The sequence below is a fragment of the Hominisplanchenecus faecis genome (assembly GCF_020687205.1).
Taxonomy (GTDB): Bacteria; Bacillota; Clostridia; order Lachnospirales; family Lachnospiraceae; genus Hominisplanchenecus; species Hominisplanchenecus faecis.
On sequence record NZ_JAJEQE010000054.1, the window covers coordinates 1 to 21,153 of the forward strand.

General features: G+C 44.2%; 26 protein-coding genes and 1 tRNA gene. All 27 read right to left on the minus strand.

Annotation, left to right across the window (positions count from 1 at the left end; genetic code table 11):
• Nucleotides 1-50: 50 nt before the first annotated feature.
• Nucleotides 51-491 carry a phage holin family protein gene (locus LKD42_RS12585; protein WP_331464896.1) on the minus strand — a complete coding sequence of 147 codons (441 nt, stop codon included), beginning with the start codon at nucleotides 489-491 and terminating at the stop codon, nucleotides 51-53.
• Between the two features lie 80 nt (nucleotides 492-571).
• The gene (locus LKD42_RS12590; protein WP_248835902.1) at nucleotides 572-2,641 is read right to left on the minus strand and encodes a hypothetical protein; all 2,070 of its coding nucleotides are present in this window, start codon (nucleotides 2,639-2,641) and stop codon (nucleotides 572-574) included.
• A 31-nt stretch (nucleotides 2,642-2,672) separates the two neighbouring features.
• Nucleotides 2,673-3,920, minus strand: coding sequence for a hypothetical protein (locus LKD42_RS12595; RefSeq protein WP_248835903.1), 1,248 nt, complete (start codon nucleotides 3,918-3,920; stop codon nucleotides 2,673-2,675).
• Nucleotides 3,917-4,441, minus strand: a complete 525-nt coding sequence (locus LKD42_RS12600) for a putative phage tail protein (RefSeq protein WP_248835904.1) — start codon at nucleotides 4,439-4,441, stop codon at nucleotides 3,917-3,919. The genes LKD42_RS12595 and LKD42_RS12600 overlap by 4 nt, the downstream gene beginning before the upstream one ends.
• Nucleotides 4,434-5,498, minus strand: a complete 1,065-nt coding sequence (locus tag LKD42_RS12605; RefSeq protein ID WP_248835905.1) for a baseplate J/gp47 family protein — start codon at nucleotides 5,496-5,498, stop codon at nucleotides 4,434-4,436. Before LKD42_RS12605 ends, LKD42_RS12600 begins: the two co-directional genes overlap by 8 nt.
• Nucleotides 5,491-5,898, minus strand: a complete 408-nt coding sequence (locus tag LKD42_RS12610; protein ID WP_248835906.1) for a DUF2634 domain-containing protein — start codon at nucleotides 5,896-5,898, stop codon at nucleotides 5,491-5,493. The genes LKD42_RS12605 and LKD42_RS12610 overlap by 8 nt, the downstream gene beginning before the upstream one ends.
• Nucleotides 5,898-6,146, minus strand: coding sequence for a hypothetical protein (locus LKD42_RS12615; protein ID WP_248835907.1), 249 nt, complete (start codon nucleotides 6,144-6,146; stop codon nucleotides 5,898-5,900). Before LKD42_RS12615 ends, LKD42_RS12610 begins: the two co-directional genes overlap by 1 nt.
• 8 nt (nucleotides 6,147-6,154) lie before the next feature.
• On the minus strand, nucleotides 6,155-7,315 hold the full coding sequence (locus tag LKD42_RS12620; protein WP_248835908.1) for an XkdQ/YqbQ family protein: 1,161 nt from the start codon (nucleotides 7,313-7,315) through the stop codon (nucleotides 6,155-6,157).
• Complete coding sequence (locus tag LKD42_RS12625; RefSeq protein ID WP_248835909.1) at nucleotides 7,312-7,941, minus strand: hypothetical protein; 630 nt, start codon at nucleotides 7,939-7,941, stop codon at nucleotides 7,312-7,314. The genes LKD42_RS12620 and LKD42_RS12625 overlap by 4 nt, the downstream gene beginning before the upstream one ends.
• Nucleotides 7,925-10,282 carry a phage tail tape measure protein gene (locus tag LKD42_RS12630; protein ID WP_248835910.1) on the minus strand — a complete coding sequence of 786 codons (2,358 nt, stop codon included), beginning with the start codon at nucleotides 10,280-10,282 and terminating at the stop codon, nucleotides 7,925-7,927. Before LKD42_RS12630 ends, LKD42_RS12625 begins: the two co-directional genes overlap by 17 nt.
• On the minus strand, nucleotides 10,283-10,429 hold the full coding sequence (locus LKD42_RS12635) for a hypothetical protein (protein WP_248835911.1): 147 nt from the start codon (nucleotides 10,427-10,429) through the stop codon (nucleotides 10,283-10,285).
• Between the two features lie 26 nt (nucleotides 10,430-10,455).
• Nucleotides 10,456-10,866: a phage tail assembly chaperone gene (locus LKD42_RS12640; RefSeq protein ID WP_248835912.1), complete on the minus strand. Its 411-nt coding sequence runs from the start codon at nucleotides 10,864-10,866 to the stop codon at nucleotides 10,456-10,458.
• Nucleotides 10,867-10,877: 11 nt separating this feature from the next.
• A complete protein-coding gene (locus LKD42_RS12645; RefSeq protein ID WP_248835913.1) occupies nucleotides 10,878-11,324 on the minus strand; it encodes a phage tail tube protein in 447 nt (148 codons plus the stop codon).
• Nucleotides 11,325-11,341: 17 nt separating this feature from the next.
• Nucleotides 11,342-12,403 carry a phage tail sheath C-terminal domain-containing protein gene (locus LKD42_RS12650; RefSeq protein ID WP_248835914.1) on the minus strand — a complete coding sequence of 354 codons (1,062 nt, stop codon included), beginning with the start codon at nucleotides 12,401-12,403 and terminating at the stop codon, nucleotides 11,342-11,344.
• Nucleotides 12,400-12,849: a phage tail terminator family protein gene (locus tag LKD42_RS12655; protein WP_248835915.1), complete on the minus strand. Its 450-nt coding sequence runs from the start codon at nucleotides 12,847-12,849 to the stop codon at nucleotides 12,400-12,402. The genes LKD42_RS12650 and LKD42_RS12655 overlap by 4 nt, the downstream gene beginning before the upstream one ends.
• Nucleotides 12,846-13,295 (minus strand): HK97 gp10 family phage protein, encoded by a 450-nt coding sequence (locus LKD42_RS12660; RefSeq protein WP_248835916.1) that lies wholly within the window; start codon nucleotides 13,293-13,295, stop codon nucleotides 12,846-12,848. Before LKD42_RS12660 ends, LKD42_RS12655 begins: the two co-directional genes overlap by 4 nt.
• Entirely contained in the window at nucleotides 13,295-13,636 is a 342-nt protein-coding gene (locus LKD42_RS12665; RefSeq protein ID WP_248835917.1) for a phage head closure protein, read from the minus strand. Before LKD42_RS12665 ends, LKD42_RS12660 begins: the two co-directional genes overlap by 1 nt.
• Before the next feature lie 10 nt (nucleotides 13,637-13,646).
• Nucleotides 13,647-13,943: a head-tail connector protein gene (locus tag LKD42_RS12670; RefSeq protein WP_248835918.1), complete on the minus strand. Its 297-nt coding sequence runs from the start codon at nucleotides 13,941-13,943 to the stop codon at nucleotides 13,647-13,649.
• A gap of 12 nt (nucleotides 13,944-13,955) precedes the next feature.
• Nucleotides 13,956-15,092 carry a phage major capsid protein gene (locus LKD42_RS12675; protein ID WP_248835919.1) on the minus strand — a complete coding sequence of 379 codons (1,137 nt, stop codon included), beginning with the start codon at nucleotides 15,090-15,092 and terminating at the stop codon, nucleotides 13,956-13,958.
• 12 nt (nucleotides 15,093-15,104) lie between these two features.
• The gene (locus LKD42_RS12680; RefSeq protein ID WP_248835920.1) at nucleotides 15,105-15,716 is read right to left on the minus strand and encodes an HK97 family phage prohead protease; all 612 of its coding nucleotides are present in this window, start codon (nucleotides 15,714-15,716) and stop codon (nucleotides 15,105-15,107) included.
• Entirely contained in the window at nucleotides 15,706-16,962 is a 1,257-nt protein-coding gene (locus LKD42_RS12685; protein WP_248835921.1) for a phage portal protein, read from the minus strand. Before LKD42_RS12685 ends, LKD42_RS12680 begins: the two co-directional genes overlap by 11 nt.
• Nucleotide 16,963: 1 nt before the next feature.
• Nucleotides 16,964-18,685 carry a terminase TerL endonuclease subunit gene (locus LKD42_RS12690; RefSeq protein WP_248835922.1) on the minus strand — a complete coding sequence of 574 codons (1,722 nt, stop codon included), beginning with the start codon at nucleotides 18,683-18,685 and terminating at the stop codon, nucleotides 16,964-16,966.
• Complete coding sequence (locus LKD42_RS12695; RefSeq protein WP_248835923.1) at nucleotides 18,678-19,247, minus strand: P27 family phage terminase small subunit; 570 nt, start codon at nucleotides 19,245-19,247, stop codon at nucleotides 18,678-18,680. Before LKD42_RS12695 ends, LKD42_RS12690 begins: the two co-directional genes overlap by 8 nt.
• Nucleotides 19,248-19,393: 146 nt before the next feature.
• Nucleotides 19,394-19,825, minus strand: a complete 432-nt coding sequence (locus LKD42_RS12700) for an HNH endonuclease (protein WP_248835924.1) — start codon at nucleotides 19,823-19,825, stop codon at nucleotides 19,394-19,396.
• A gap of 59 nt (nucleotides 19,826-19,884) precedes the next feature.
• Nucleotides 19,885-20,085: a chemotaxis protein gene (locus LKD42_RS12705; protein ID WP_173897267.1), complete on the minus strand. Its 201-nt coding sequence runs from the start codon at nucleotides 20,083-20,085 to the stop codon at nucleotides 19,885-19,887.
• A 443-nt stretch (nucleotides 20,086-20,528) separates the two neighbouring features.
• Nucleotides 20,529-20,600, minus strand: a tRNA-Arg gene (locus LKD42_RS12710).
• Between the two features lie 112 nt (nucleotides 20,601-20,712).
• Nucleotides 20,713-21,153, minus strand: a 441-nt coding sequence (locus tag LKD42_RS12715; protein ID WP_147631659.1) for a hypothetical protein, incomplete at its 5' end; no start/stop codon positions are given.

A 21,153-nucleotide genomic window follows, 5' to 3' on the forward strand; every position in this document is an offset into this window, starting at 1 on the left:
GACGCTTTCACGCCCTCTTTGCTTTTTTTATTCTGCTTTGCTTAAATTGTTCATGCGTTCCCTGTCCTGTTCTCTTCCGGAAGCTCTTCTGTCATATCCTCAAGGAATTTCTGCACCCAGCGTTTAATTTTTGCCGGCACCGGCAAACCGCACAGTGTCATATTCTTCAATACGCTCACGATTTCATATAATATGAAAAGAATGCTGAAAAATTCGCAGATTCCAAGTTTATGTATTCCCAATAGCTCGATGTAATCCTGTGGTATCATAAACAACACATTGATATTCAGAATCACATCCACTGCCATCAACAGGCATACAGACAGCAACATGGCTGATTTGCGGATTGCCCCATCGATGCCCACGCAGGAATTAAACTTGTGCTCTTTGATCGCCCGGAGTACCCCAAGGATTGTGTCCAGTGTGACTGCGATCAGCAAAATGCGGAAAAATGAATTGCCCGCAAGTAACATAATAATTTTGTTCATCATTTATAATCATCCTTTCTTTATCTGTTTTCTCCTGTAATTGCAAATTCCGGAGCCAGTAATTCCCACCGGAATACTGTTTCCTACCATATAACAAAAAATGGTCTGACTCCGTGTTGCAGACTTCCAGTGTCACTGCTCGAATAACCATCAGAGCTAATCAGTGCATAGTTTGTAGCCGACCGCTTGTCCCGTAACCAGTAGTCTTCGTTTGAACACATCAAGGAGTGGCTGTAACGGAATCCAGCAAGCTGTCCTTTCATTATCCCCGTCTGGAATCCTACCCATTGTCCCCATGAACTATGTCCCATTACCATTACTTCTGTGAGCAGGTCTGCTCCGACATTCACCCAGTCCCAGCCTGTCGATTCGCCATTAACTGTTTTGGTGATGACCCTGTCCATCATGGCAACGTTATCGTTTCCGAATATGCCCTTCAGTGTCTGGGTAATCTCCGGCAGTTTGTTCACGTACATGTGCGTTTCTTTCGGTTGGGTTGCCTCCGGATAGTTATCAATGGCACTGCTGCTCATTACCTTGTCTGGAACCAGGATGGCATGATGTTTTTCGATTCTCCCACCAGATGCACTTGAACAACATCCCAGAAAGTAATCAAAATCCATGAAACGGTAAATGTTATCTTCTGTTTCAATGTAATCACACACATATAAATCATTGAAACTGCCGTCCCTGATGCTCGCAAGCATCGCACTTGTCAGTGCGTTGCCCAGTTTTTTCCCTCTGCAGATTGCATTATGTGCAGCTGCTCCTGGCTGCAAGAAAATATCCGCTAATGTAGACATAGATACCCTTTTCTCATTGACAGTTGCCGCAACATCACCTGCATATTCTGCATTGCCTTTCCAATCGAGTGTGTGGATGTTTTTTCTTGCAGTTATACCTGTTCCATTGCCTACGATATGGGCATACTTATTATTTATATCTTCAACGTTGTATATTCCTTGCACATGAGAGTGATTTCCCCTCGCTATTGTAGCTTCTCCCTCTGCATGAGAACAGTATCCTAATGCTACTGCACTACTTCCTTCTGCATGTGAATTTTTTCCACTTGCTGTTGTATTACTTCCTTCTGCATGAGAATGAACTCCTGATGCTCTTGTTCTTTCTCCTTCTGCATGTGAACATAGTCCTGATGCTGTTGTTTCATTTCCTTCTGCATGTGAATTTTTTCCACTTGCTGTTGTTTCATTTCCTTCTGCATGAGATTTTTCTCCACTTGCTGTTGTCAAAAGACCCTCAGCATGTGAACAGTAACTTAATGCTCTTGCATTGTATCCTTCTGCATGTGAATTTTTTCCACTTGCTGTCGTACTCATTCCTTCTGCATGAGAACTGTATCCACTTGCTGTCGTACCCATTCCTTCTGCATGAGAGCTTACGCTCTCTGCTCTTGCACTGTATCCTTCGGCATGCGAACATCGGTCTGATGCTGTTGTACCATATCCTTCTGCATGAGACTGGTATCCTGATGCTTCAACGTTCACACCAAGAGCCACACTTTGTTCTCCTATTGTCGTATCCGCTTTTCTTCCCCAGCTGATTTCTGTATCTGCTGTCAGGAAATGGCTGTCGTTCTCCAGCTCGCTCGTTTTGGTCGGGACTTTGGTATTTTTTATGCTTTCAGCGGCTTTTACTGCTTCGTTTTTTGCCTGTTCTGCGATTTCTGCACTCCCCTGTGCCGTTCTCGCTGATCCCCCAGCTAAATCCCTGGCACTCTCCGCCCTGTCTGCCGATTCACTGACCGTCGCAATTGCCTGGCGAAACAGTTCCCCTTCTTCCGGTGTGGCATGGGCTTCCGGTTTCGGTCTTGCCCGGACGTTCATGGCAATCTTATGCTCTGTCTTTCCGGAAGCAGCATTTTCCACATATATGAACGCATAGATCACATAATCATGTGACGCTCCGTTTCCCTCCAGCAGTGTATCTGGGATAGGTACCTCAGTAACCCCCTCTTTCGTCACACCAATTCTGGTGACTGTTTCGCCGATCCGCTCTGTTGTCGAAAACTGAACCTCGACCGCCGCCGGGAGCTTCACGCCCTGGATCCGCAGTGTCTGTCCATAATCCCACTGCCACAGGTCGCTGACTGCTTGGCAGTAATGCTGCCCTGCATCTATGATTGCTGTTATCATGTATTTCTCACCTGCTTTCTGTAATTGATTGTTACGAAAATGTCAGTTTCAACGCCGCACGCACACCACACGGTGCATTATTGACTGCGTTTGTCGTGTTCGGCATGGTGGCAGCAACAGAAACCATGTTTCGGTTAATAACGCCCCTGTAAGAGGACGCCGCTACCAGCGTGGATGCATTCCCGCCATAGACATAATTTCCGTTCTGCCTGATCTGCAGTCCAGTTGCTGATTCTATCTTGACAGAACTGCAACCGACAATCGGTGTCGATACCGGGATACAGAACTGCACCTCCTGTCCCATGGATGTCACATAGCCTGCTGTGAAACATTCAACGCTTATGCTGTCACCCTTGGTCAGGATATTCATGTTTCCGACCACGTACCAGTATGATCCGCTGTAGACCAGTTCCAGGACTGTGTACTGCTCGATCAGTTCTGCCGGGATATTGCTGTTTTTGTAGTAGATCGGCTTCGCTCTGGTGGCATTGACGTTCAGTGTTGGATTTGTGGCCGTGTTGGCGTAATTGAATCGTACTGTGATCCGTGCACCAGCTATTAGCTTGAATCCTGTTATTGTCACCGCCTTTGCAGTCGTTGCTCCCGATGTATCGCACACTGCATAGTGGGATACGGTTTCTGTCCCACTAAAATCCACGCCGTCAATTGACTGTATTGTCCTCATTCTATCGTATATTGAAGCTGGCATCAGGCCGGCATTACCAGTATTAGCTTCCGGAATTATCACAGCACTGCTTCCGCCATTCCACGCCACTTTCATGAGTCTTGCTGCTGTAACATACTCCAACCATATTGGTGACCATGTTCCCGAGGAGTGCAGGAACCTTCCTGCATCATCTGCCTCTGGTGCGGGTACAAGTCCTTCTTTTCCGTTTTCTTCACCGTCTGTTCCCTGCATTGTCTGGATTCCTGCCAGCTTATTTTTTTCTTCTTTCGTGTAATTGCATTCCGAAAGCCCTTTTCCTTTTTCGGCAGTCACTTTATTTCCCAGTTCTTTTTCATTTGCATCTGCTGCTTTTTTCGCCTCTTCTGCTGCTATGATTGCACTCTGTGCACTTCCTGTTGCTTCTCTTGCGGCTGCCTGTGCATTTCGTGCCGCTGTAGTCGCACTTGCAGCGGCAGATGCGGCATCGTCTGCTTTCTGACTGGCATCTGTTACTGCCTGATCAATGATCTCCATATTGTCCGTGTAATCGCTCACCGAAATAAAATCCTCTTCTTCCGGCTTTTTTAAGTTCAATTTTTCTGTATATTTCACACTATCACCTTCTCTCTCAGCTCTCCGTATGTATACTTTGTAATGTCTGCATATCGTTTTCCTGTTAAAATTTTGTACTGGTTCCACAGGACATCTATGCTGAACGTCATATTCAACGGCAGGATATCTTCCATATATTTTTTCACATCATCTACCATTTTCTGTGATTTCAGTGCAAGTTTTATCGTTACCTGCTGCCGTTTTTCATCTACGGACACTGAAAAACCATCCGGGCACAGAAGCTTTAGCCTTTCTCCAATTGCCTTTTCTGTATATGGCCTTCTCTCCAATACTCTGGATTTGATACGAAATCTCCTGTCTTGCAAGGTATCATTATCGGCTTTTGTGATCTCAAGCATTGCTTCCCAGCGTGCCGTCATTGCTTCATCCATGCTTTCAAGAAACAGGTTGTTATCCATCCTTTCCACTTCCGTTTCAAGATTTTCGCCCTGTTTTTCGTTCATATCATAGATTGCTTTGATATCCGGTATGTTTCTGATAATTTCTGGTGCTTCAAACAATATTTACTGCCTCCAATACTGGGATCTTTTCAAAACTTAATGCCAGATTTCCTGCTTTTCCGTTGATTGTAGTTGCTTCTACATCTGCTACACCCTCTACATTGAGGATCCTTGCTTCTATCTGGCTCAGTCTGACGATCATATCCGTTTCTTCTTTTGCTTCCCAGGACTCGCACAGCTCCCTGAGATAGGTTTTCACAGCTGTTTCGATTTGTGTTTTGCTGGTCGCTGTCGAATATCCAGAGTCATATGTCACTTTTGTCTGGATGGTCACCGATGTTTTTGTTACGCCTGAAATATGTACTGTATGACAGATCGGTGCCATACCACTTCCTTCTCCGTGGCTATCTTCCGGATCAACCGCTTCCTGCACATTTTTTACCGTTTCGGCATCCGGTACGCTAAAGTCATCCGATATTATGTAGATATCAATCTGGGCTTCTCCTGCCTGTCTTCTTCTTGGTTTGCACCCTCCAATACCTTTCAACTGATTAATGTATCTTCGGTAATCTGCCTTATTTCCACAGAATGCGGTTGTTTTGAAGGTTTCTATTACCTTTTTTCGGAATTCTTCGATGTCCTCATCATCCGTGCCTTTTTTCAGAATTTCTGTGATCTCACCACCCTGATAATTTTCTACATACTCTGCCGGTTCCAGTTTTCCGATTGTCGTATTAGTTTCTGTCCCTTCTTTCTCACAGATCATCTGGTACGTATAACCTTCTATCTGTTCTATAACTTCATAGGTATAATCTCCGCATGTAAATCTTTCACCGATCTCTATCTCCTGATGAAACACTGCCCTGACAACTGCCTGTGTCGCAGAATGGTATGTGATTCCACGCTCTTTTCCGTATTCGATCAGATGCCAGTCATCCTGTGTATCTGGAAGAATATTGTCATTCAGTTCATCCATATCACCGTAAATCTCTTCCAGCTTTTCTGCGATTTTCGCACAGGCATTGTAGGCAAGCGATCCTTCATCGGTCCTTACATCCCGGCCAAACGCTGCCATCATTTCTTCCATGATGGTATCAAATACTCGATCTTCATACATTTTCGCTCACCTCGATTTCTCCGTATATTGTTTCAGCTGTAAAACTCATGGTCAGCGTACTGCATTTCATGCTGCACTTGAAATCCCGGATTCCGGTTATTTTTTCGTTCTGCATAACTGCTTCTTCCACCATCCTCTTCGCCTCTGTCATAATATACGCCTCATCGTAGTGTTTCCCGATCAGTTCTCTCAGTTCAGAACCATACTCCCAGGAATATTGCGTATAATGGTATCGGTCTATTGACAGTGCAATATGGATCCATTGTTTTACAGCTTCTTTTCCGCTGATCTTTCTCCCGGTAAGTTTTCCGCTTTCAAAATCAACTTCGTACTCTTCCAGTTCTTTTTCTTCTTCGATTTCCGGCATCGCTTCCTCATCCTCAATGTCAAACGGAAACATTATATGCTCACCACCTTCATAAGAATTGCATAGGTATCTTCGGATACTCTGGCCATCAGAACCTTATCGCCCTGTTTCAGCTTTCCTTTCAGATCTGCGTTTACAACCAGATCATCAGCATCCAGTTCTATTCCATCTATTTCGCAGGTTGTCCCGGATGTCATTTCGCACATCCGGATATCGGATGTTCTCTCTATTCTTCCAGCTTCTTTTCGCATAGTATTGATTATTTTTTCATATGGGTTCATCATCCCTCCTATGTAATCCAGCATTTTGAACACGGCTTGTACTTCCGTTTGCCCTTATTTGTACCTTGTGTGATCTTGATCTGCTTGATCTTCTGTACAGTCGTTTCTGTCGGAGTTTTCCCTTTGCAGGCACTACAGCTTTTCACCGAATGATATACGGTAGAATTTGCCAGATAATAACATTTTGCGGCATTTTTCAGTTCTTTCTTCTGGGACTCTTTCGATGTGCCTTCTCCGTCTTCCATGGTATTCTTCCAGGAAAGATCCAGTTTCATTGTGTGCACATTGTTTTCAAATGTGTGTGTATCCGTCTTGATATAGAACTTTCCATTCAGTCCGGTTGCCTTTTCTTTTACTGTGATACTCTTTCCGGATATTGCCCGCACATCTCCGATCGCTTCTATGCTACATTCTTTTGTTATGCCGGTAAGCTTTGCTTTTGCACTCTTTTTGGCATCCTTGCCTTTTTCCTGTTTTTCTGTTTCCTGGTACACACCATAAGTGTTGATATTCTTTTTATTTTTTACCTGCCCGACTTTCCTCATGGAATCGTTATAGATATTTACAACGTTGACCATATTGTCAAGTGTATCTGTATAGGTAGCATCCGTCACATTGATCCCCTGTGTGATCACAACACCGGAATCGGTACCTTTGACTGCCACGCTGACCTTGTTGCCTTTCATCACTGGCATATACTTTTCCCCGGTTTTGCTTTTTGCTTTCCGGTATGCTTCAATAATCATGTCGTAATAGGTCTTGTCTTCAAATATCAGCTTCGGTATGCTTACTTTCGTGGATGCCAGACCACTTGTTTTTATTTGCAGATCCTTACAGATCTTTGCCGTAATCTTTTCCGGAGACAGTTTTTTAAACTTTTTTGTGGCTTTGGATCGTAACAGGTGATGCATGAAATCCATCGCTGTATAAGTTGCTGTCCCAATCTCCACCGTTTTTTCCCTCGTTGTAACTGTTCCTACAAACAGTTGTGTCGTTCCGTCATACAGATACACCAGATCACCTAATTTAATCTTAAGATCTTCCACTGTGCTGTCATACGGATTATGCAGAAGTGTAACCGTTATCTTCCTGGAACATTGTGTGTCTGTCCCACTCCACTCTACTTTTTCAAACGGAATCCATTTGTTCTTCCATCTAAAGCGGATCACGCTTTTATCACCACCTTGTATCCGATCAGTGCTTCTTTCTCTTTTTTCTTAGGATACTTTTTCTTTGCTTTTTTAATAACTGTCAGGTTCTTTTTCCGCACATCTTTCCACTTTTTTGAAGATCCGAGCTTACTTTTTGTGAGTTTTTGCCAGGTATCCCCTTTTTTCCATTTGTGCGTTACGGTCTTAGCCTGTTTTGTCTGCCGCTTTTGCACGTTTTCGCTTCCGGGCATCCGGTATTCTTTCAGAGTCATACTGTAAGCTACATCGCTGTTTTTCTCCTCGTGTCCATACTGCCAGGAATCAATAGTGAAAAATCCGTCAATATCCGTTCCTGTAATGATCAGGTGGACGGTTTCATTACTTTCAAACAGTGCCTTAATCTTCTTGATGTAATTTTCATACGGCTCTTTGTAGGTGTCCTGAGCGAAATCATATTCCTGTCCGGGAAAGAACGAGGCAAGAGTGATCTCTTTCAATCCCCTCTTGCCTTTCAGGTTGATTTCACCGAATCCGTGTACTGTTACGGTCGTGTTCGACATTCCATCCGAAAGTGTAAAACTTTCCGGATTGATCGGCAGTTTTATGCTTTCCGTGTCATTGGACCATTTAATATATATATTCAATCTCCCCGCCTCCGATATTCTGCGAAATCTTTTCCAGCCTTTCTGCCAGTTTTTCTGCTATCTTCTCAATGTCTGCGTCTTCTCTTACGATGATCTGATCTGCAAGCTTTGGTATGGATATGCTGACCTGTATCGTTCCTTTTCCGCTTCTGGCTCCATCTTTATATGCTTTCTGTACAGATTCGTCATGGGGATATACCCTGGAACCTTTCGGAAGATCCACAATCTCTCCGCCTCGTTCAGAGATCTGTACCAGACCGCCTTTCCAGTTCTGTGTACCTTTTGCAAGTGTCGGAATGGTTGCGATCGTCGGAGCAAAAGTCTTTCCTCCTACACCTGGCACCCATTTAGGTATATCAATATGGATGCTGTTGATTCTGCTGATCGCCGAGTTGATCACAGAAATCACGTCATTCATCGGCTGTTTGAACAATGCGACAAGTCCCGAAAAGATATTTCCGAAAATGTCCTGTACTCCCTGCCATGCCTTTTCCCAGTTTCCGGTAAATACACCTGTGACAAAATCAATAACGCCTCCGATCACACCCATGACGCTTTCAAATATTTCCGTAGCTGTTTCAGCAAATGATGTGATTCTTTCAGCAGCTACTCCCAACCCTTTTTCGAAGATCGGTCCCAGTGTTTCCGCAATATCTGAGATTGCTTCAACAATCTGGGTGGCGATCGGTCCGGCAACTTCTTTGAAATGTTCAAACTTCTGCTGTGCCCTTTCAAATACTGCCTGGAACAGTTCACTAAACTTTTCCAGTACCGGCTTCACAGCATCCACGCACCGCTTGAAATCCTCTGACAATGCACTTGTGATCGGCTGCACAGCCTCTTTTACCTGTTCAAACTTTTCTTTAAATTTTTCAACGATATCCTTTGCTTTCTCAAATGCATTTGAAAACCAGTCTTTTACGTTCGCCAAAAAAACTTTGACCTTTGACCAGTTTTTGATGATCAGAAATGCCGCCACAGCAATCGCAGCTACCACCATGATTGCAATGTTCGCCGGTGATGTAAGCCATTTTAACAGACCTCCAGCCACTTTTATACTTCTGCCAAACTCACCTATTTTCTTTATCGGTGCTCCAATCGCACTGACCATTTTGCCAAATATGATTAATGCAGGACCTGCTGCTGCCACAATCCCGGCAATCTTAACCACCTGGTCTTTCTGTTCATCTGACAGTGAATTAAATTTCTCTGCCATCTTCTGCAGCCACTCGGTTGCTTTTTTGACGTATGGTGTCATCCGTTCGCCCAAGCTGATTGCAATGGATTCCACCGTTGATTTCAGAATCGTCAGCTGACCGTTCAGGTTATCGTTCGCTGTGTCATACATCTGTTTGCAGGCACCATCTGAATCGTATATCGCCTGTGACAGACTATCAAAATCGCTCTCTGATGCATTGACAATCGCCAGAAGTCCGGACATTCCGGATTTTCCTGCAAGCATGGACGCATATTGTGCTTTTTCAGCATCTGTCAATTCTGAAAATGCCGCCCTTGTGTCCCGCATCAGTATTTCGAAATCTTTTGTGTCACCATTTGCATCCGTCAGAGACAATCCCAGCTCATCCAATGCGGTCTTGACCTGTTTGGTCGGTGCTGCCATGCGTGATATCCATGACCGCAGAGATGTTCCGGCAGATGATGCCTTAATTCCGCTGTTTGCCATGATTCCAAGAGCAGTCGACACATTCTGAACGTTATAGTTCATTGCTCCGGCAATCGGTGCAACGTATTTGAACGATTCACCCAGCTTTGCAACATCTGTGTTTGCACTGTTTGCTGTCTTGGCAAGTACATCCACGAACATATTCGTGTCCTGTGCTGACAGTCCGAATGCTGTGATGGCATCCGTCACAATATCCGATGTCGATGCAAGGTCTTCCCCGGTAGCACCTGCCAGATACATAACGCCTTCGATACCATCCAGCATCTGCTGTGTATTCCAGCCTGCCATACCCATGTATTTAAACGCATCTGTCGCTTCAGTTGCAGAAAACTTGGTTTTTGCACCCATTTCCTTAGCCTTCTCAGACAGCTTGTCCAAGTCTTCCCCTGAAGCACCGCAGATGGACTGCACTGTACTCATTCCAGCTTCAAAATCACTGGCTACTTTGATACAGGCAGCTCCCGCCGTGGCAATCGGAACGGTCAGAGTTTTTGTCAGGGAAGCCCCTACTCTCTCAATATTCTTTCCTGCTCTCTGGATCTGTCTTCCTGCTCTTGTCCACTGGTTTGCATGCTCCGTCAGACCTTTTTGCACGCCTTTGAGCGGAGAACTGCACTTGTCAATCAGTTTCAGCGTAATATCTATTACTTTTGCCATTTACGCTCCCCTTTTTATCCGTTCTACCTCCTCGTTCATCTGTTCGATCTGGTAATGCATGAATGCTCTGACTACGGTCCGCTCCCCGAACCCCATCTTTTCATACTCACCAGGCATAATGTGATGATAACGAAAGAGGAGATACATGCACTGTACCTCCCCATTCGTCTCAATCAGTTTTTTACTGTTTCCTCATGGTCTTCCTCGGTATCGACACCGGATAACAGACTGATCGCATCACTGATTTCTGTAATCTCCATTCCAAAAAGTTTTTCGCAAAGATCCTTCGCACTTTTGCATTCAAAGTGTGCCTGAAGGTCTTTGTTTCTCAGATCCGGTTCTACGATTCCTTCCACGCACATCATCAGCTTTGCATCATAGCTTTTTGAATAATCAAACTTACCTTTCTGGTCAATCTGATAAGCCACGATATCATTGACTCTTCGTGATTTGATCTCTCTGATCTGGACTTCTACTTTATCCACTCCCAGCAGTTTTGCCAGTCTTTTCGATTCCACGCTGCCAGTCTGCAGTTCCTCTGCCTTTTTTGCATCCATTTTTAACAGTTTATCTACAAGATTCATCGTTTTCTCCTTTATTCTACCGTAATTGTGTCCAGAAGCTCCCAACCTGTAAATGTGAACGGGTAGCTTTCTTCTCCCAGTTTCTTTGCTTCCCAGTTTGCCAGTGTAAGCTCATCAAACGTACATCCCGTCAGTTTGACACGTTCCGCTCCGTATGCATCCGGATCTTCCAACTTGGAAATGATCGTGCAGGTGGTTGTTTTTCCTGCTTTGATGTTTTCGGAAAGCAGATTGATGAAGAAGGAAGTGACCTTATTCATTTTTACAGTTCCCTTACAGTCAATACCGGTTACTTTGTAGCCTTTTGCCAGACTTCCTGTCTGATTTACTTCTGTCTTCTCCAGTGTTACTTTGGCTTCAAGTCCTGTGGTTTCTGCTGCATAATAGTCATCAATCCACACTTCCCCAAATGTTCCGTTAATGGTCTTTTCCGGTGCATGCTGCACATTGTTTCCCATCTTGTGCCTCCTTTCTTTCAGATTGCAATCGGCAGATCAATGTCTTCGATTGCATCCAAAATTGACAGTTTTGCTTTCAGGAAAACGTTTTTCCCTGTATTTGCTTTCTTGATCTCGTCTTCTGTCATTTTTTCTACATTGGTTCCTTTTTCTTTCAGGTATGCCCTGTTTGCTTCCACATTGATTTCCAGTGTCCAGCTGTTAAGCACACCCTGCTTCTGGAGTTTTTCGAAGTAATTTCCGATGGCTGACACCAGAAGGCACTTATTGTCGTATGTATTGGCATATTTTCCGATATAACTGTCTTCCGTTGTCATACGGATATCATTTGTGATCATGTCCATCGTCTCTACGATTTTGATTGTCTGGAACTGTTCCCCTTTTTCATCCGTCAGCGTAGTCAGGCTGTTGATCCCTCTTCCTGTCTTAACCTTTTCGCCATCCCACCAGACAATCAGTTTACCGGCTTCTGCTGCCGCATCTGCTTCTTTTGATGTCAGTCTTGTGCAGTCTGTTAATTCTGGAAGCGGTGCGTAAGTACAGGAAATCGTGATCGGTGTTCCTGCGATAATACCGGCAATTCTCGAACAATACTGTTCCGTCGTGTATTCCGTGTCGTTTTCATATACTGTTTCCGTTGCGTAATTGATGATCCCTTCACTATCTGCCGTAACATTCGGCAGTACTGCTTTGATCAGTTTGTTTGCTTTTCTCTCGTTTTTAACGTAAGACGTAACTGCAGACAGCTGTCCATCCGTTTCAACGCTCGGTGCCACCAGATAATCAAATCTGACCGTTTTCAGGTAATTCAGTGCTGTTTCATAATTTTCTTCGCTCTTTCCGATCATATATACGATCACGCTGTTTGGTGTATTCACATACCCTTTCAGTGCCAGCCGGATCTGCTGTTTTCCGGCTTCTGACAGCTCTGCCGGAATATCTTCTTCCGTCACACATCGAACCGGATTTTCTGCCGGTACGATATCTTTCAGGATCATGGCAATGATCCCTCTTTCGCCTCTCTTCACGGCTGCGGTCGCCGCTTCCGTGAAAGAGATTGTAACGCTTGGCATTTTCATGCTCTGCTCCTCCATTTCTGTTCTAATTCAACGTTTTTTATCACTGGTGCATCTGTTTTGTGTTCGATGCGATCCATCCATCCAACGTCTACCGTGATTTCTGCAATGTTTTTTTCTTTCCCAGAAAATTCATAATCATAATCCAGGATTTTCACAGCCCGATCCCCTATTTTTACATACAGTCCGAACAGATCCCTCAGCTTCTGGATCACATCCAGTGCTTCCGCCTCATCGATCGTCTTCTGAAAATATGTGATATAGAAAGCAGCCTGGTTACTTCTGGAATTGTAGTTGCACGGCTCCATGCTTACCGGTTTCAGCTGTGTAAAAAAAGAAGGCCTCGTAAAGCCTTCTTTCACTTCCATTGCATAATATTTATAAGTTTCCTTCGGAAATGCTTCCTGCATTTTCAAGAGTAGTCCTCTTTTGACTTCTGTAACCGTCACAGGAAGCCCTCCTCTCTTAATGTTTTGTCAATCACTGACTCTATCTCTTTCGGCAGTTCTTTTTCTCTTTTTTTACGTGCCCGATCCATAAAATGATAACCTGGCACATACCCCTTTCCAACCGGCTCTCCACTTTTGTTTGTCAGCATATGTCCATTTTCTACCAGATGGAAATGCGGTGCAATACCACTGATGTCTACTTGCTGGTTCAGTCCTATCCCTCTTATTTTGCTGATCTTGTATTCTTTCAGTTTTGTCAGGGATCGTTTGGAACTTCCATCGGTATCTGTGTCATTCCGCACCATTTTCGTAACGTCTTTTCGTAATTCCTTGGCTTGCTTTTCCAGGGCATTACCCGCACGATCTGGGTATCTTTTTGCGAATTTTTCAAGGCTTTCTGCAAGCTCATCCATACCTTTCACCTGAAAAGAAAGTGTCTCGTCCATTACATCACATCCTTATTTGTGTACTCGCAGCACATAATCTCAAGCATTTTGTGCTCCAGTCCTACATCCAGAACACTTGTCACGGAATACTGTTTTCCTGCATATACCAGAATACTGTTTGTGTCAATATCTTCCCGGTACCGCAGATAACATTTATGCGTCACTCTGCTCTGGATCTTCTGCAATTCATAGAATTCTGCCCCACGTAGCGGGTAGAGTGTCCCCCATACCACTGCTTTTACCTGTAATTTTTTTGTGGACTGCCCCATCTCATCTTCTATATCCTGCAAACACATGAGCGTGATCCGCTTATTCAGTTTTCCAATGTTTAATGTCTTCATGTCTCACCGCCTAAAGCAGATTGATGGAGTGCATCGACAGGATGCTTTCCACCGCTTTGTTGATATTGCTGGCTTTCCCTTCTATGTACAGATTCCGGTTATCGAACGCATCCATAATCAGCAATACCAGAGCCTGCGTAATATCTTCGTGCTGATCCAGTTCTTCTTCCGTAAGTCCGGTATAGGATTTGATCTGTGCAACTGCCTGCTTTTTCATTTCTTTCAGCTCCCGGATCTCAACTTCGGTCGGATCATCGATCCTGGCATAATCCACCAGATACTGCAGTGTCACTTCACTGACTTTCATAGATTAGTCCTTTCAGGCTGCCGCCATTTCCAGTGCGGCCAGCATTTCTGCATTCTGCACTTTTGCATCCATTTCCAGGAAAGCGAGTACTTCAACCACGTGCTGTCTTGCTTTGGTTTCTCTGAGCACATCGATCGTCACATCCTCGGACACCTTGACCGCAAGACCTTTGTAATCCCCATAGTAGATTGCTCTTTTTCCTGCTGCCATTTCCGGCATCGCATCTGATGTATATACATCTTTTCCGAACAGCGTGTAACCCCATCTGGAGTTTGCATCTTTATTCAACAGGTAATTACCCTGTCCATCTTTCAGTTTTCGGATAGCAGTTCTTGTCTTCTTGTTCATGATAAAATAGGCATCTGCCTGATAAACATCCGGAATGCTCTCCTGCAGGTCGATAATTTCGTCTGCTGTAACCTTATCCGCTGCTTTTGCCGTTACCTTCTGTGTTACTCCCTGAAGTCCCTCAATCTTCTTGTTTGTTCCGATCAGTAATTCTTTTTCGATCCATTTTGCAATTGATTTTGCCATGCGGTTGATCGTAAAGTTCACGATGTCAAAGTTGCTGTTGTTGATCAGGCTCTTGGAAACGTCCGTGATCGCACGGCCAAGGAAACCGGCAAGTGAAATGCTTTTGAATTTTCCGGAAGTGGATTCTCCTTCCGTAAATTCTTCTGCATAATCCATTGTAATGTCTCCGGTTGCTTCATCGTAATACGGAATCGTAAGCGTTCCTTTTACGTTATATCGGTCTGCATCATAGAAAACTGGAGAAATATCCAGAACTTTTTCGATGATCTTATTGGCTATACTGGATGGAATTACAGCACCGTTGTCTGTAGATGTCATATTGTCCGCCCGTGTTTCACCTGCTGTTCCACGTAAGAAGCTTTCGAATGTTTCCAGATCTCTTTCTTCCTGGCTTCTTTCTTCTTTTTCTGGTTCTTCCGGTTCTTTTTCCAGGTTTCTCATGGATTCCATCGCTTTGATGGTTTCATCAATGCCCCGGATCTCTTCCTCCAGTGTTCCGAACTCGTCACGTTCCTCTGTATTCAGGGCACGTTCTTCATTCGTTGCTGCCTCAAGAATTTCTTTCATTCTTTTCTGCTTGGCTGCACGCATTTCTAATAATTTCTTTTTCTTCATATGGTCCTCCTTTTATACCGGCTGTTCTGCCGTGATTTTCATGTAGCGATGCTCAAATTCATGGATATCATTCTCTTTTTCTTCCTGTATCAGCTCTGTTTCGTCCTCAAACGCCCGGAATTCTAACATATCGTCGTCCCGCACCTCGATGCTCGTTCCGGCATAAGCAGGTGTTTTCCTGTCATCCAGAATCGATACTTCATTCAGGATCAGTTCTCTTACATTACGGTGGTCTACCTCTTCATTCTCTCTGCGTTCTTCATAGTCATCTTTCAGACAATAGAAGCCGAATGACCAGCCCCTCAGCTTTCCTGCTGCCGCCTTTTCCTTCAGTTCTGCATCCCTGATTTCACAGTGGCAGTGCAGTCCGATGTTATCCTCCTTCAGAATTGCTGTTGCATCCAGTGTGTTTGCCAGCTCCCGCTTTTCATCATGGTTCAACAGTACCCGGATTGCCCTGTTTTCTGCTTTTGCACGCTTGATTGCACGCCCGAACGCTCCGGCTTTGATCTTTTCCACAAATTTCCTCTGCCTTCCCGGCTTTGCAAGCGGTTTGCTTTCGCGTTCTACTGCGTTCACATATCCATCAATGATCACACTTTCTTCCCGAATCTCAATCCGCATCTTCCTCACCTTCTTTCTTTTCCGGCTCTTCTTTGACCGGATTTTCTCCCATCTTCGATGTTTTGTCCGTGTTTGGTGTATAGACTGTCTTGCTGGACGGACTATACAATACGTCCTGCAATCCTAATTTGATGAAATCCAGGCCAAAAGCCGGAAGTTTTTCTTTTTCCCTGACCTCATCAATCTGCATAAATCCAGAATCAATCGCAATCTTATACGCTCCGAACCGTTTTTCGATGTCACCCTTTACCAGATCCGTGGTATCGAATGAAAAAAACATATCATTTTTTTCATCCTCATCCAGCATCACCGCATTGATTGCTGTAGCAAATCGGTCTAGTATCGGTATAATGGCACCTTCTATGTAGTTTTTTTTATCTTCTTCTGTTGCTTTTCCGCTGATGATTGACGGCGGCACATGAAACATCTTGCAGATTTCGTCTGCATTTGTCTTTTTGTTTTCATTCAGCTGCAGTTCAACTGATGTGTTGGAGGATTCCTTGAAAGTCAGACCATCATTGAGCACGATAACGTTCTCTGAACTGTCCGAGTACATTCTCTTGAATGCCTTTTTCAATGCTTCCATAGCTTCTGTCGACAATTTTTTTGCTGACTGCAGGAAGCCTTTTTTGTTTCCTCCAGTTTTTACCAGGTTTTTTTCATACAGAAGGCTTGCATAAGCTGTTTCGAAAAATGTTTTAGATTCGTCAACAATACTCTCTCCGCTGTAACCGTTCCTTGTATTTCTCAGAAGCTTGATCCACTGCCAGCCCTCATAATATGCACCGTAACAGTAGATCTTATAATCCTTGAAAATCGGGTTTGGATCATAGGTAAAAGCAAGCCTATTCGCTTCTACATAATGCAAAGATACAATTTCTCCGTTGCTTTTATGAACAAACGCATAGCCGCCTTTGTCCAGGAACATATCTTTTACCATGGCTCGTTTCATCTGGAACGCATCCAGTGTATCTCCTGTGTCACCGTTCAGCAGTTTCGTCCTCTTGTCATCCGTCATTTCTTCGATTGCATCGCCATTTCTGCGATACAATTTGATTTCCAGTGACGCAACCGTGTCCGCAATCTTTCCAACGCATCCTGCTACCGTCGGGATGCTCATTGCCTCTTCTGCTGTTATTTTTGTTTCTCCGATCAATGCCCGAAGCAGTGAATCTGATACGATTTCCGTTTCTTTTGGCTGTTCCCTGGCTTCCCGCCAACGTTTCCATATTCCTATTTCAATCACCTCATCCCACCTGTGCTACAAATCCATCCCCACCATACAGCAGTTCCTGTTCGATCAAATAGGTGCTGTTGATGTTTCCGACAACCTGATCGACCTTTTCAACGGATTTCTTTTTGTTTACATATTTGTTTTTGTTCGTATCTTCAGTACATCTGGCGTTCTGAAAGTTGATCTCAAGCATCAGGTTTTCTTCGTACCAGTATCTTCCGGAAAGAATACATTCTTTCAGCCATTTAGTCGGCGAGTGCAGAACGCTGGAGTGCTGTTTGATCTCCACGCACTCATAACCTGCATTTTCGAATTTCTGAATACTTGAGATTGCATTCCATCGGTCATACCCGATCTGTACAATTTCCACACCCAGTTTTTCTTCAAGAGTCAGCACATATTCTTCCACTTTCGTGTAATCAATCACCTCATCACCGCATGCGATACAGCATCCGTTCCGGATCAGCGTGTTATAATCCACACCTTCTCGCTTACTTTTCTGTGCAATTTTTCCGGCCGGAATGAATCCCATCGTCTTTGTATACAGAACAGCATTGTCTTTATCGTCACCTTCATAGGTTTTCATGTCTACGCACACGTTATCTTCCGACAGTGACAAATCCAGCCCGAGCCACACTCTCCGACCTTTCCACCATTCATCGTCCTTTTTCTTTTTACACTTTCGAACCTTTGTGATTTCGATATATCCTTCCACACCAAGACCTTTGTATTTGATGTTGTTGTGCTTGCACAGATAGTTTTCACGTTTGTTCTCGTAATCCACCGCATCCGTTCGCTTCTCAACAATCTTCCGAAAGATGCGGTTATTTGTGCACGCTACCGGATTGCTCTGGTAAATACACAGGTCGTTTTTCTGCCATTCATCTCCCTGTAAAAGATAATCATCCGGCTCATAGATCAGGGAAAACATCCTTCTATTCTCCCTCAGACCGTCCAGCACCTTTTTCCCCTTGTCCGTTTCGTCTATCATGACGTTGTTATCATTCGGATATTCTGTGCTCAGGATGATCCCAAGCGGATTAGTAACTGTAATCTGTCCGGAACGCATCGCCTCCACCGGGTAAGAATCCATCGCCCCGGCTTCATCTGCCAGAAATGCACTCGGAAGCTTTCCATCCATCTTGTCTTCACTGTATGCAAGCGGTGTGTATTCGCTTTCTGTCAGATTGCATCGAATTTCATTTCGCAATGTTTTAAACACCGGTTCCAGCTCATCACTCAAGATCGGACTGGACTTGATAATTTTTTTGATTGCTATCTGCAGCTCTTTTGACAGTTTTAAATCCGGAGCAACGGAAAAAAAACGCGAAAAACGCGGTTCTGTAAGCATCAGCAAAATGAAAATGACTGCTGCATTAAAGGTTTTAAAGTTTTTTCTTGCAATTTTCAGAAGTGCCGTTTCATAAAACCGTACCTCTGTATCGATATCCGGATCCATAGTCTTCGTGCAGAAAGTGGCTGTGATAAAGAGCATTGCATAGTCCTCAAGAGACTCATTCAGCGGCTTTTGCAGATCCGGATGCACCATCAGTCCGAGCAGTTTCATAATCTTTTCATATGTTTTTTCGCTCACGTACGCTTCCGAATCTTCTCCGTCTGCAATTCTCTTCCAAGATTCACACTGTTTTTTCACATAAGAAGGTGCTTTCTGATTATCCTTCTGCAATACCCATTCGCAGTATTTATATGCTTTACTCTCCTGTATCTTAGCCACTGTTCAACGCCTCCAGCAATGGATTTGCTGCCTTTTCCGGCTCTTTCGGAATGGTTCGGAGCATAGCCGCCAGCGTCATCCCGGATTCTTTTTCAATCGCAAGCAGCATTGCCCTTTTCTTTTCAATTTCACGGTCATACTTGATCAGTGTTGCTGACATCTTGTACATCTGCCCCGTGAAATATATTAGTAATTCTGCTTTCTCTGTCGGTGATACTTCAGCCAGAACCTGTTCCTTAAATGCTTTTGTCAGGTCTTTAATGCTTTTTTCTATGGTTTTTTTCAGTTTTTCCATATCCCTACATTCTGCCAGCATCAGACAATACCGATTGATAACCGTTTCATAGGTTCGGTCATTCTTATCGATGCGATCCAGAATTTCTGTGATGCGGTCCCATTCCATTGACGCCTTCCGATTTTCACGGACTTCTGGAAACTTCCGGATCTTGTCCCCTGCAAGCATCTGATCTTCTGCCCGCTTCCTGGATGCCAGTTCCTTCTTTGTCCGATGGGACTTTTTCTCCATCTGGATCACGCTCACTGGCTTTGATGGTCGTGCCATTGGCTACCTCCTTTCACTTTTTCTTCATTTTGGGAATTTTTTGTAAATAATCGTGGGGCGTCGGTCATTGCTTCCGCCACTAAAAAGCAGAATCACAGGCGGGGGGATACCTGCCCATGGTCTGCGTTTTTGTAAGTAACACAATATTATAATACATATATGCCCCCTCCCCACTCTGAATTCTCTTCATGCATGGACTCTGTTACCAGTTCTTTCTGCTTTTCTCTTGAGATTCTTCCGTTCTCACATTGCTCATGGTGCACCCTGCATACTGTGATCAGGTTGTCATCATCCAGTTTCCTGTCATCGTCCTCTTCAATCGGTATGATGTGGTGCACTTCTAATGTATCTGTGTTGTACACCTTCCCATGTCCCATACCAGCCTTGCAGCACAGGCACATATAATGGTCACGTTCCTTTATGGCTTTGCTCTTACGTGCCCACCTGCTGCTGTGGTGAAATATCTTCGCCCTGCTGTTACTTCGCTGTCTCTGACATTCTTTCTGTCTTGCTTTCTTCTCTGCACACGACTTCCTGGTGTCATGTATCTTTCCGCAGTAACTACAGCTCTTTAACATCTGCCCTCTTTTCTGTATGCAAAAAGGACATCCGCTAAACGGATGCCCCTTTCGTTACATTACTTATTGTTCTGTTCTTTCACAAACTCCTGCATCATTGCCATGATCTGCCCTGCCTGGCTTACCCCTGCTGCCTCACAGGCTTTCGCAAACTCTTCCACCACTTCTTTTCTGAGTTTGTAGCTTTTGGAAATCCAGCCAGCTTTCTTCATGTACTTCTCTGTTGCAATGGTCTGTTTTGATGGACTACCGACTGGCACGTTTATCCCTCCATTTCTGGATCAGATACCACGCAATCTTCGCCAATCCGATCGCAATGAAAAATATCCCTAATTTCCACAACATACTTTACACAGATGAGCCTTCGTGTTATATTTGTTTCAGAGAAGGGCTTTCGCCCCTCTCCTTTCTTCTAAGAGTTAATCTTAGAAGAGTTTGTCAAGGATCATAAGTATGATCCCGATTGTCAGATCCGTGATCGCTGTGAGTAACCAGCTCTTCCAGTCGATTCCGGATCTGTTTCTGTTTTCATCGCTCATCTGTATCTCACCTCCTTATGTATATATAATATCATATGGTGTACCATATGTCAAGTGTTTTTTTAGAAAATATGCAAAAAAGTGCCTTTTATCGGGCACTTTTCGCATTTCTGAACGGAAGAAATTATTTGATTATTCACAGCAGCGGCAACATCTGCTGCCGATCGGAACATCTGGATTCGAACCAGAGTCTACGGTGCGTAACGCCGTATGTTTTTCCCTTAAACTACATTCCGTCAGCCGCCACCAAGAGGATCGGCGGCTTTTTTCGAACATCAGGATATATGCGTCTGTCTGTTCTTGCATTTTATTTATAACATACTTTATGCGAACGTGAGCGAACATTTTTTAATTTTTTTCAACTTTTTCCAAATACCGGTTATGTAACATCCGACAGCTGTCTGCCGTATATTTGCTTTTCCGTTTTGGAAAACGGCTGTTCATGGTGTGTGCAACTCGAAACCATGTACAGTCATCAATATAATACAGGCGGAAAATCATCCGGAGTTCACTTTTCGGAATCCGGTTGATGAAGTCATCCACCTGGTTCATCGCTTCGATCAGTTCCTCTTCCAGTATTTTCAGCCTTGCTATTCTCTTTTTCGTCATTGTTTTAATCTTTTCATATTCCGGAATCGGGAAGCCGGTGACACAGATCGCTCCGATCGTCCCATCTTTTCGTGTCCCTGTCACTGTGTCTGATACCTGACATCCCTCTTTCTCCATCTCTGCAAGGTAACGCTCCCCTGCCTCAATCCTCTGCCGGAGGTCTTTCGCTTCCTGCTTCAT

Excerpts from the sequence above, each read along its gene's own strand:
- LKD42_RS12585 (WP_331464896.1), bottom strand. The coding sequence starts at position 491 with ATGATGAACAAAATTATTATGTTACTTGCGGGCAATTCATTTTTCCGC.
- LKD42_RS12590 (WP_248835902.1), bottom strand. The coding sequence starts at position 2,641 with ATGATAACAGCAATCATAGATGCAGGGCAGCATTACTGCCAAGCAGTC.
- LKD42_RS12605 (WP_248835905.1), bottom strand. The coding sequence starts at position 5,498 with ATGTATGAAGATCGAGTATTTGATACCATCATGGAAGAAATGATGGCA.
- LKD42_RS12610 (WP_248835906.1), bottom strand. The coding sequence starts at position 5,898 with ATGTTTCCGTTTGACATTGAGGATGAGGAAGCGATGCCGGAAATCGAA.
- LKD42_RS12615 (WP_248835907.1), bottom strand. The coding sequence starts at position 6,146 with ATGAACCCATATGAAAAAATAATCAATACTATGCGAAAAGAAGCTGGA.
- LKD42_RS12630 (WP_248835910.1), bottom strand. The coding sequence starts at position 10,282 with ATGGCAAAAGTAATAGATATTACGCTGAAACTGATTGACAAGTGCAGT.
- LKD42_RS12635 (WP_248835911.1), bottom strand. The coding sequence starts at position 10,429 with ATGTATCTCCTCTTTCGTTATCATCACATTATGCCTGGTGAGTATGAA.
- LKD42_RS12640 (WP_248835912.1), bottom strand. The coding sequence starts at position 10,866 with ATGAATCTTGTAGATAAACTGTTAAAAATGGATGCAAAAAAGGCAGAG.
- LKD42_RS12645 (WP_248835913.1), bottom strand. The coding sequence starts at position 11,324 with ATGGGAAACAATGTGCAGCATGCACCGGAAAAGACCATTAACGGAACA.
- LKD42_RS12650 (WP_248835914.1), bottom strand. The coding sequence starts at position 12,403 with ATGAAAATGCCAAGCGTTACAATCTCTTTCACGGAAGCGGCGACCGCA.
- LKD42_RS12660 (WP_248835916.1), bottom strand. The coding sequence starts at position 13,295 with ATGGACGAGACACTTTCTTTTCAGGTGAAAGGTATGGATGAGCTTGCA.
- LKD42_RS12665 (WP_248835917.1), bottom strand. The coding sequence starts at position 13,636 with ATGAAGACATTAAACATTGGAAAACTGAATAAGCGGATCACGCTCATG.
- LKD42_RS12670 (WP_248835918.1), bottom strand. The coding sequence starts at position 13,943 with ATGAAAGTCAGTGAAGTGACACTGCAGTATCTGGTGGATTATGCCAGG.
- LKD42_RS12675 (WP_248835919.1), bottom strand. The coding sequence starts at position 15,092 with ATGAAGAAAAAGAAATTATTAGAAATGCGTGCAGCCAAGCAGAAAAGA.
- LKD42_RS12680 (WP_248835920.1), bottom strand. The coding sequence starts at position 15,716 with ATGCGGATTGAGATTCGGGAAGAAAGTGTGATCATTGATGGATATGTG.
- LKD42_RS12695 (WP_248835923.1), bottom strand. The coding sequence starts at position 19,247 with ATGGCACGACCATCAAAGCCAGTGAGCGTGATCCAGATGGAGAAAAAG.
- LKD42_RS12700 (WP_248835924.1), bottom strand. The coding sequence starts at position 19,825 with ATGTTAAAGAGCTGTAGTTACTGCGGAAAGATACATGACACCAGGAAG.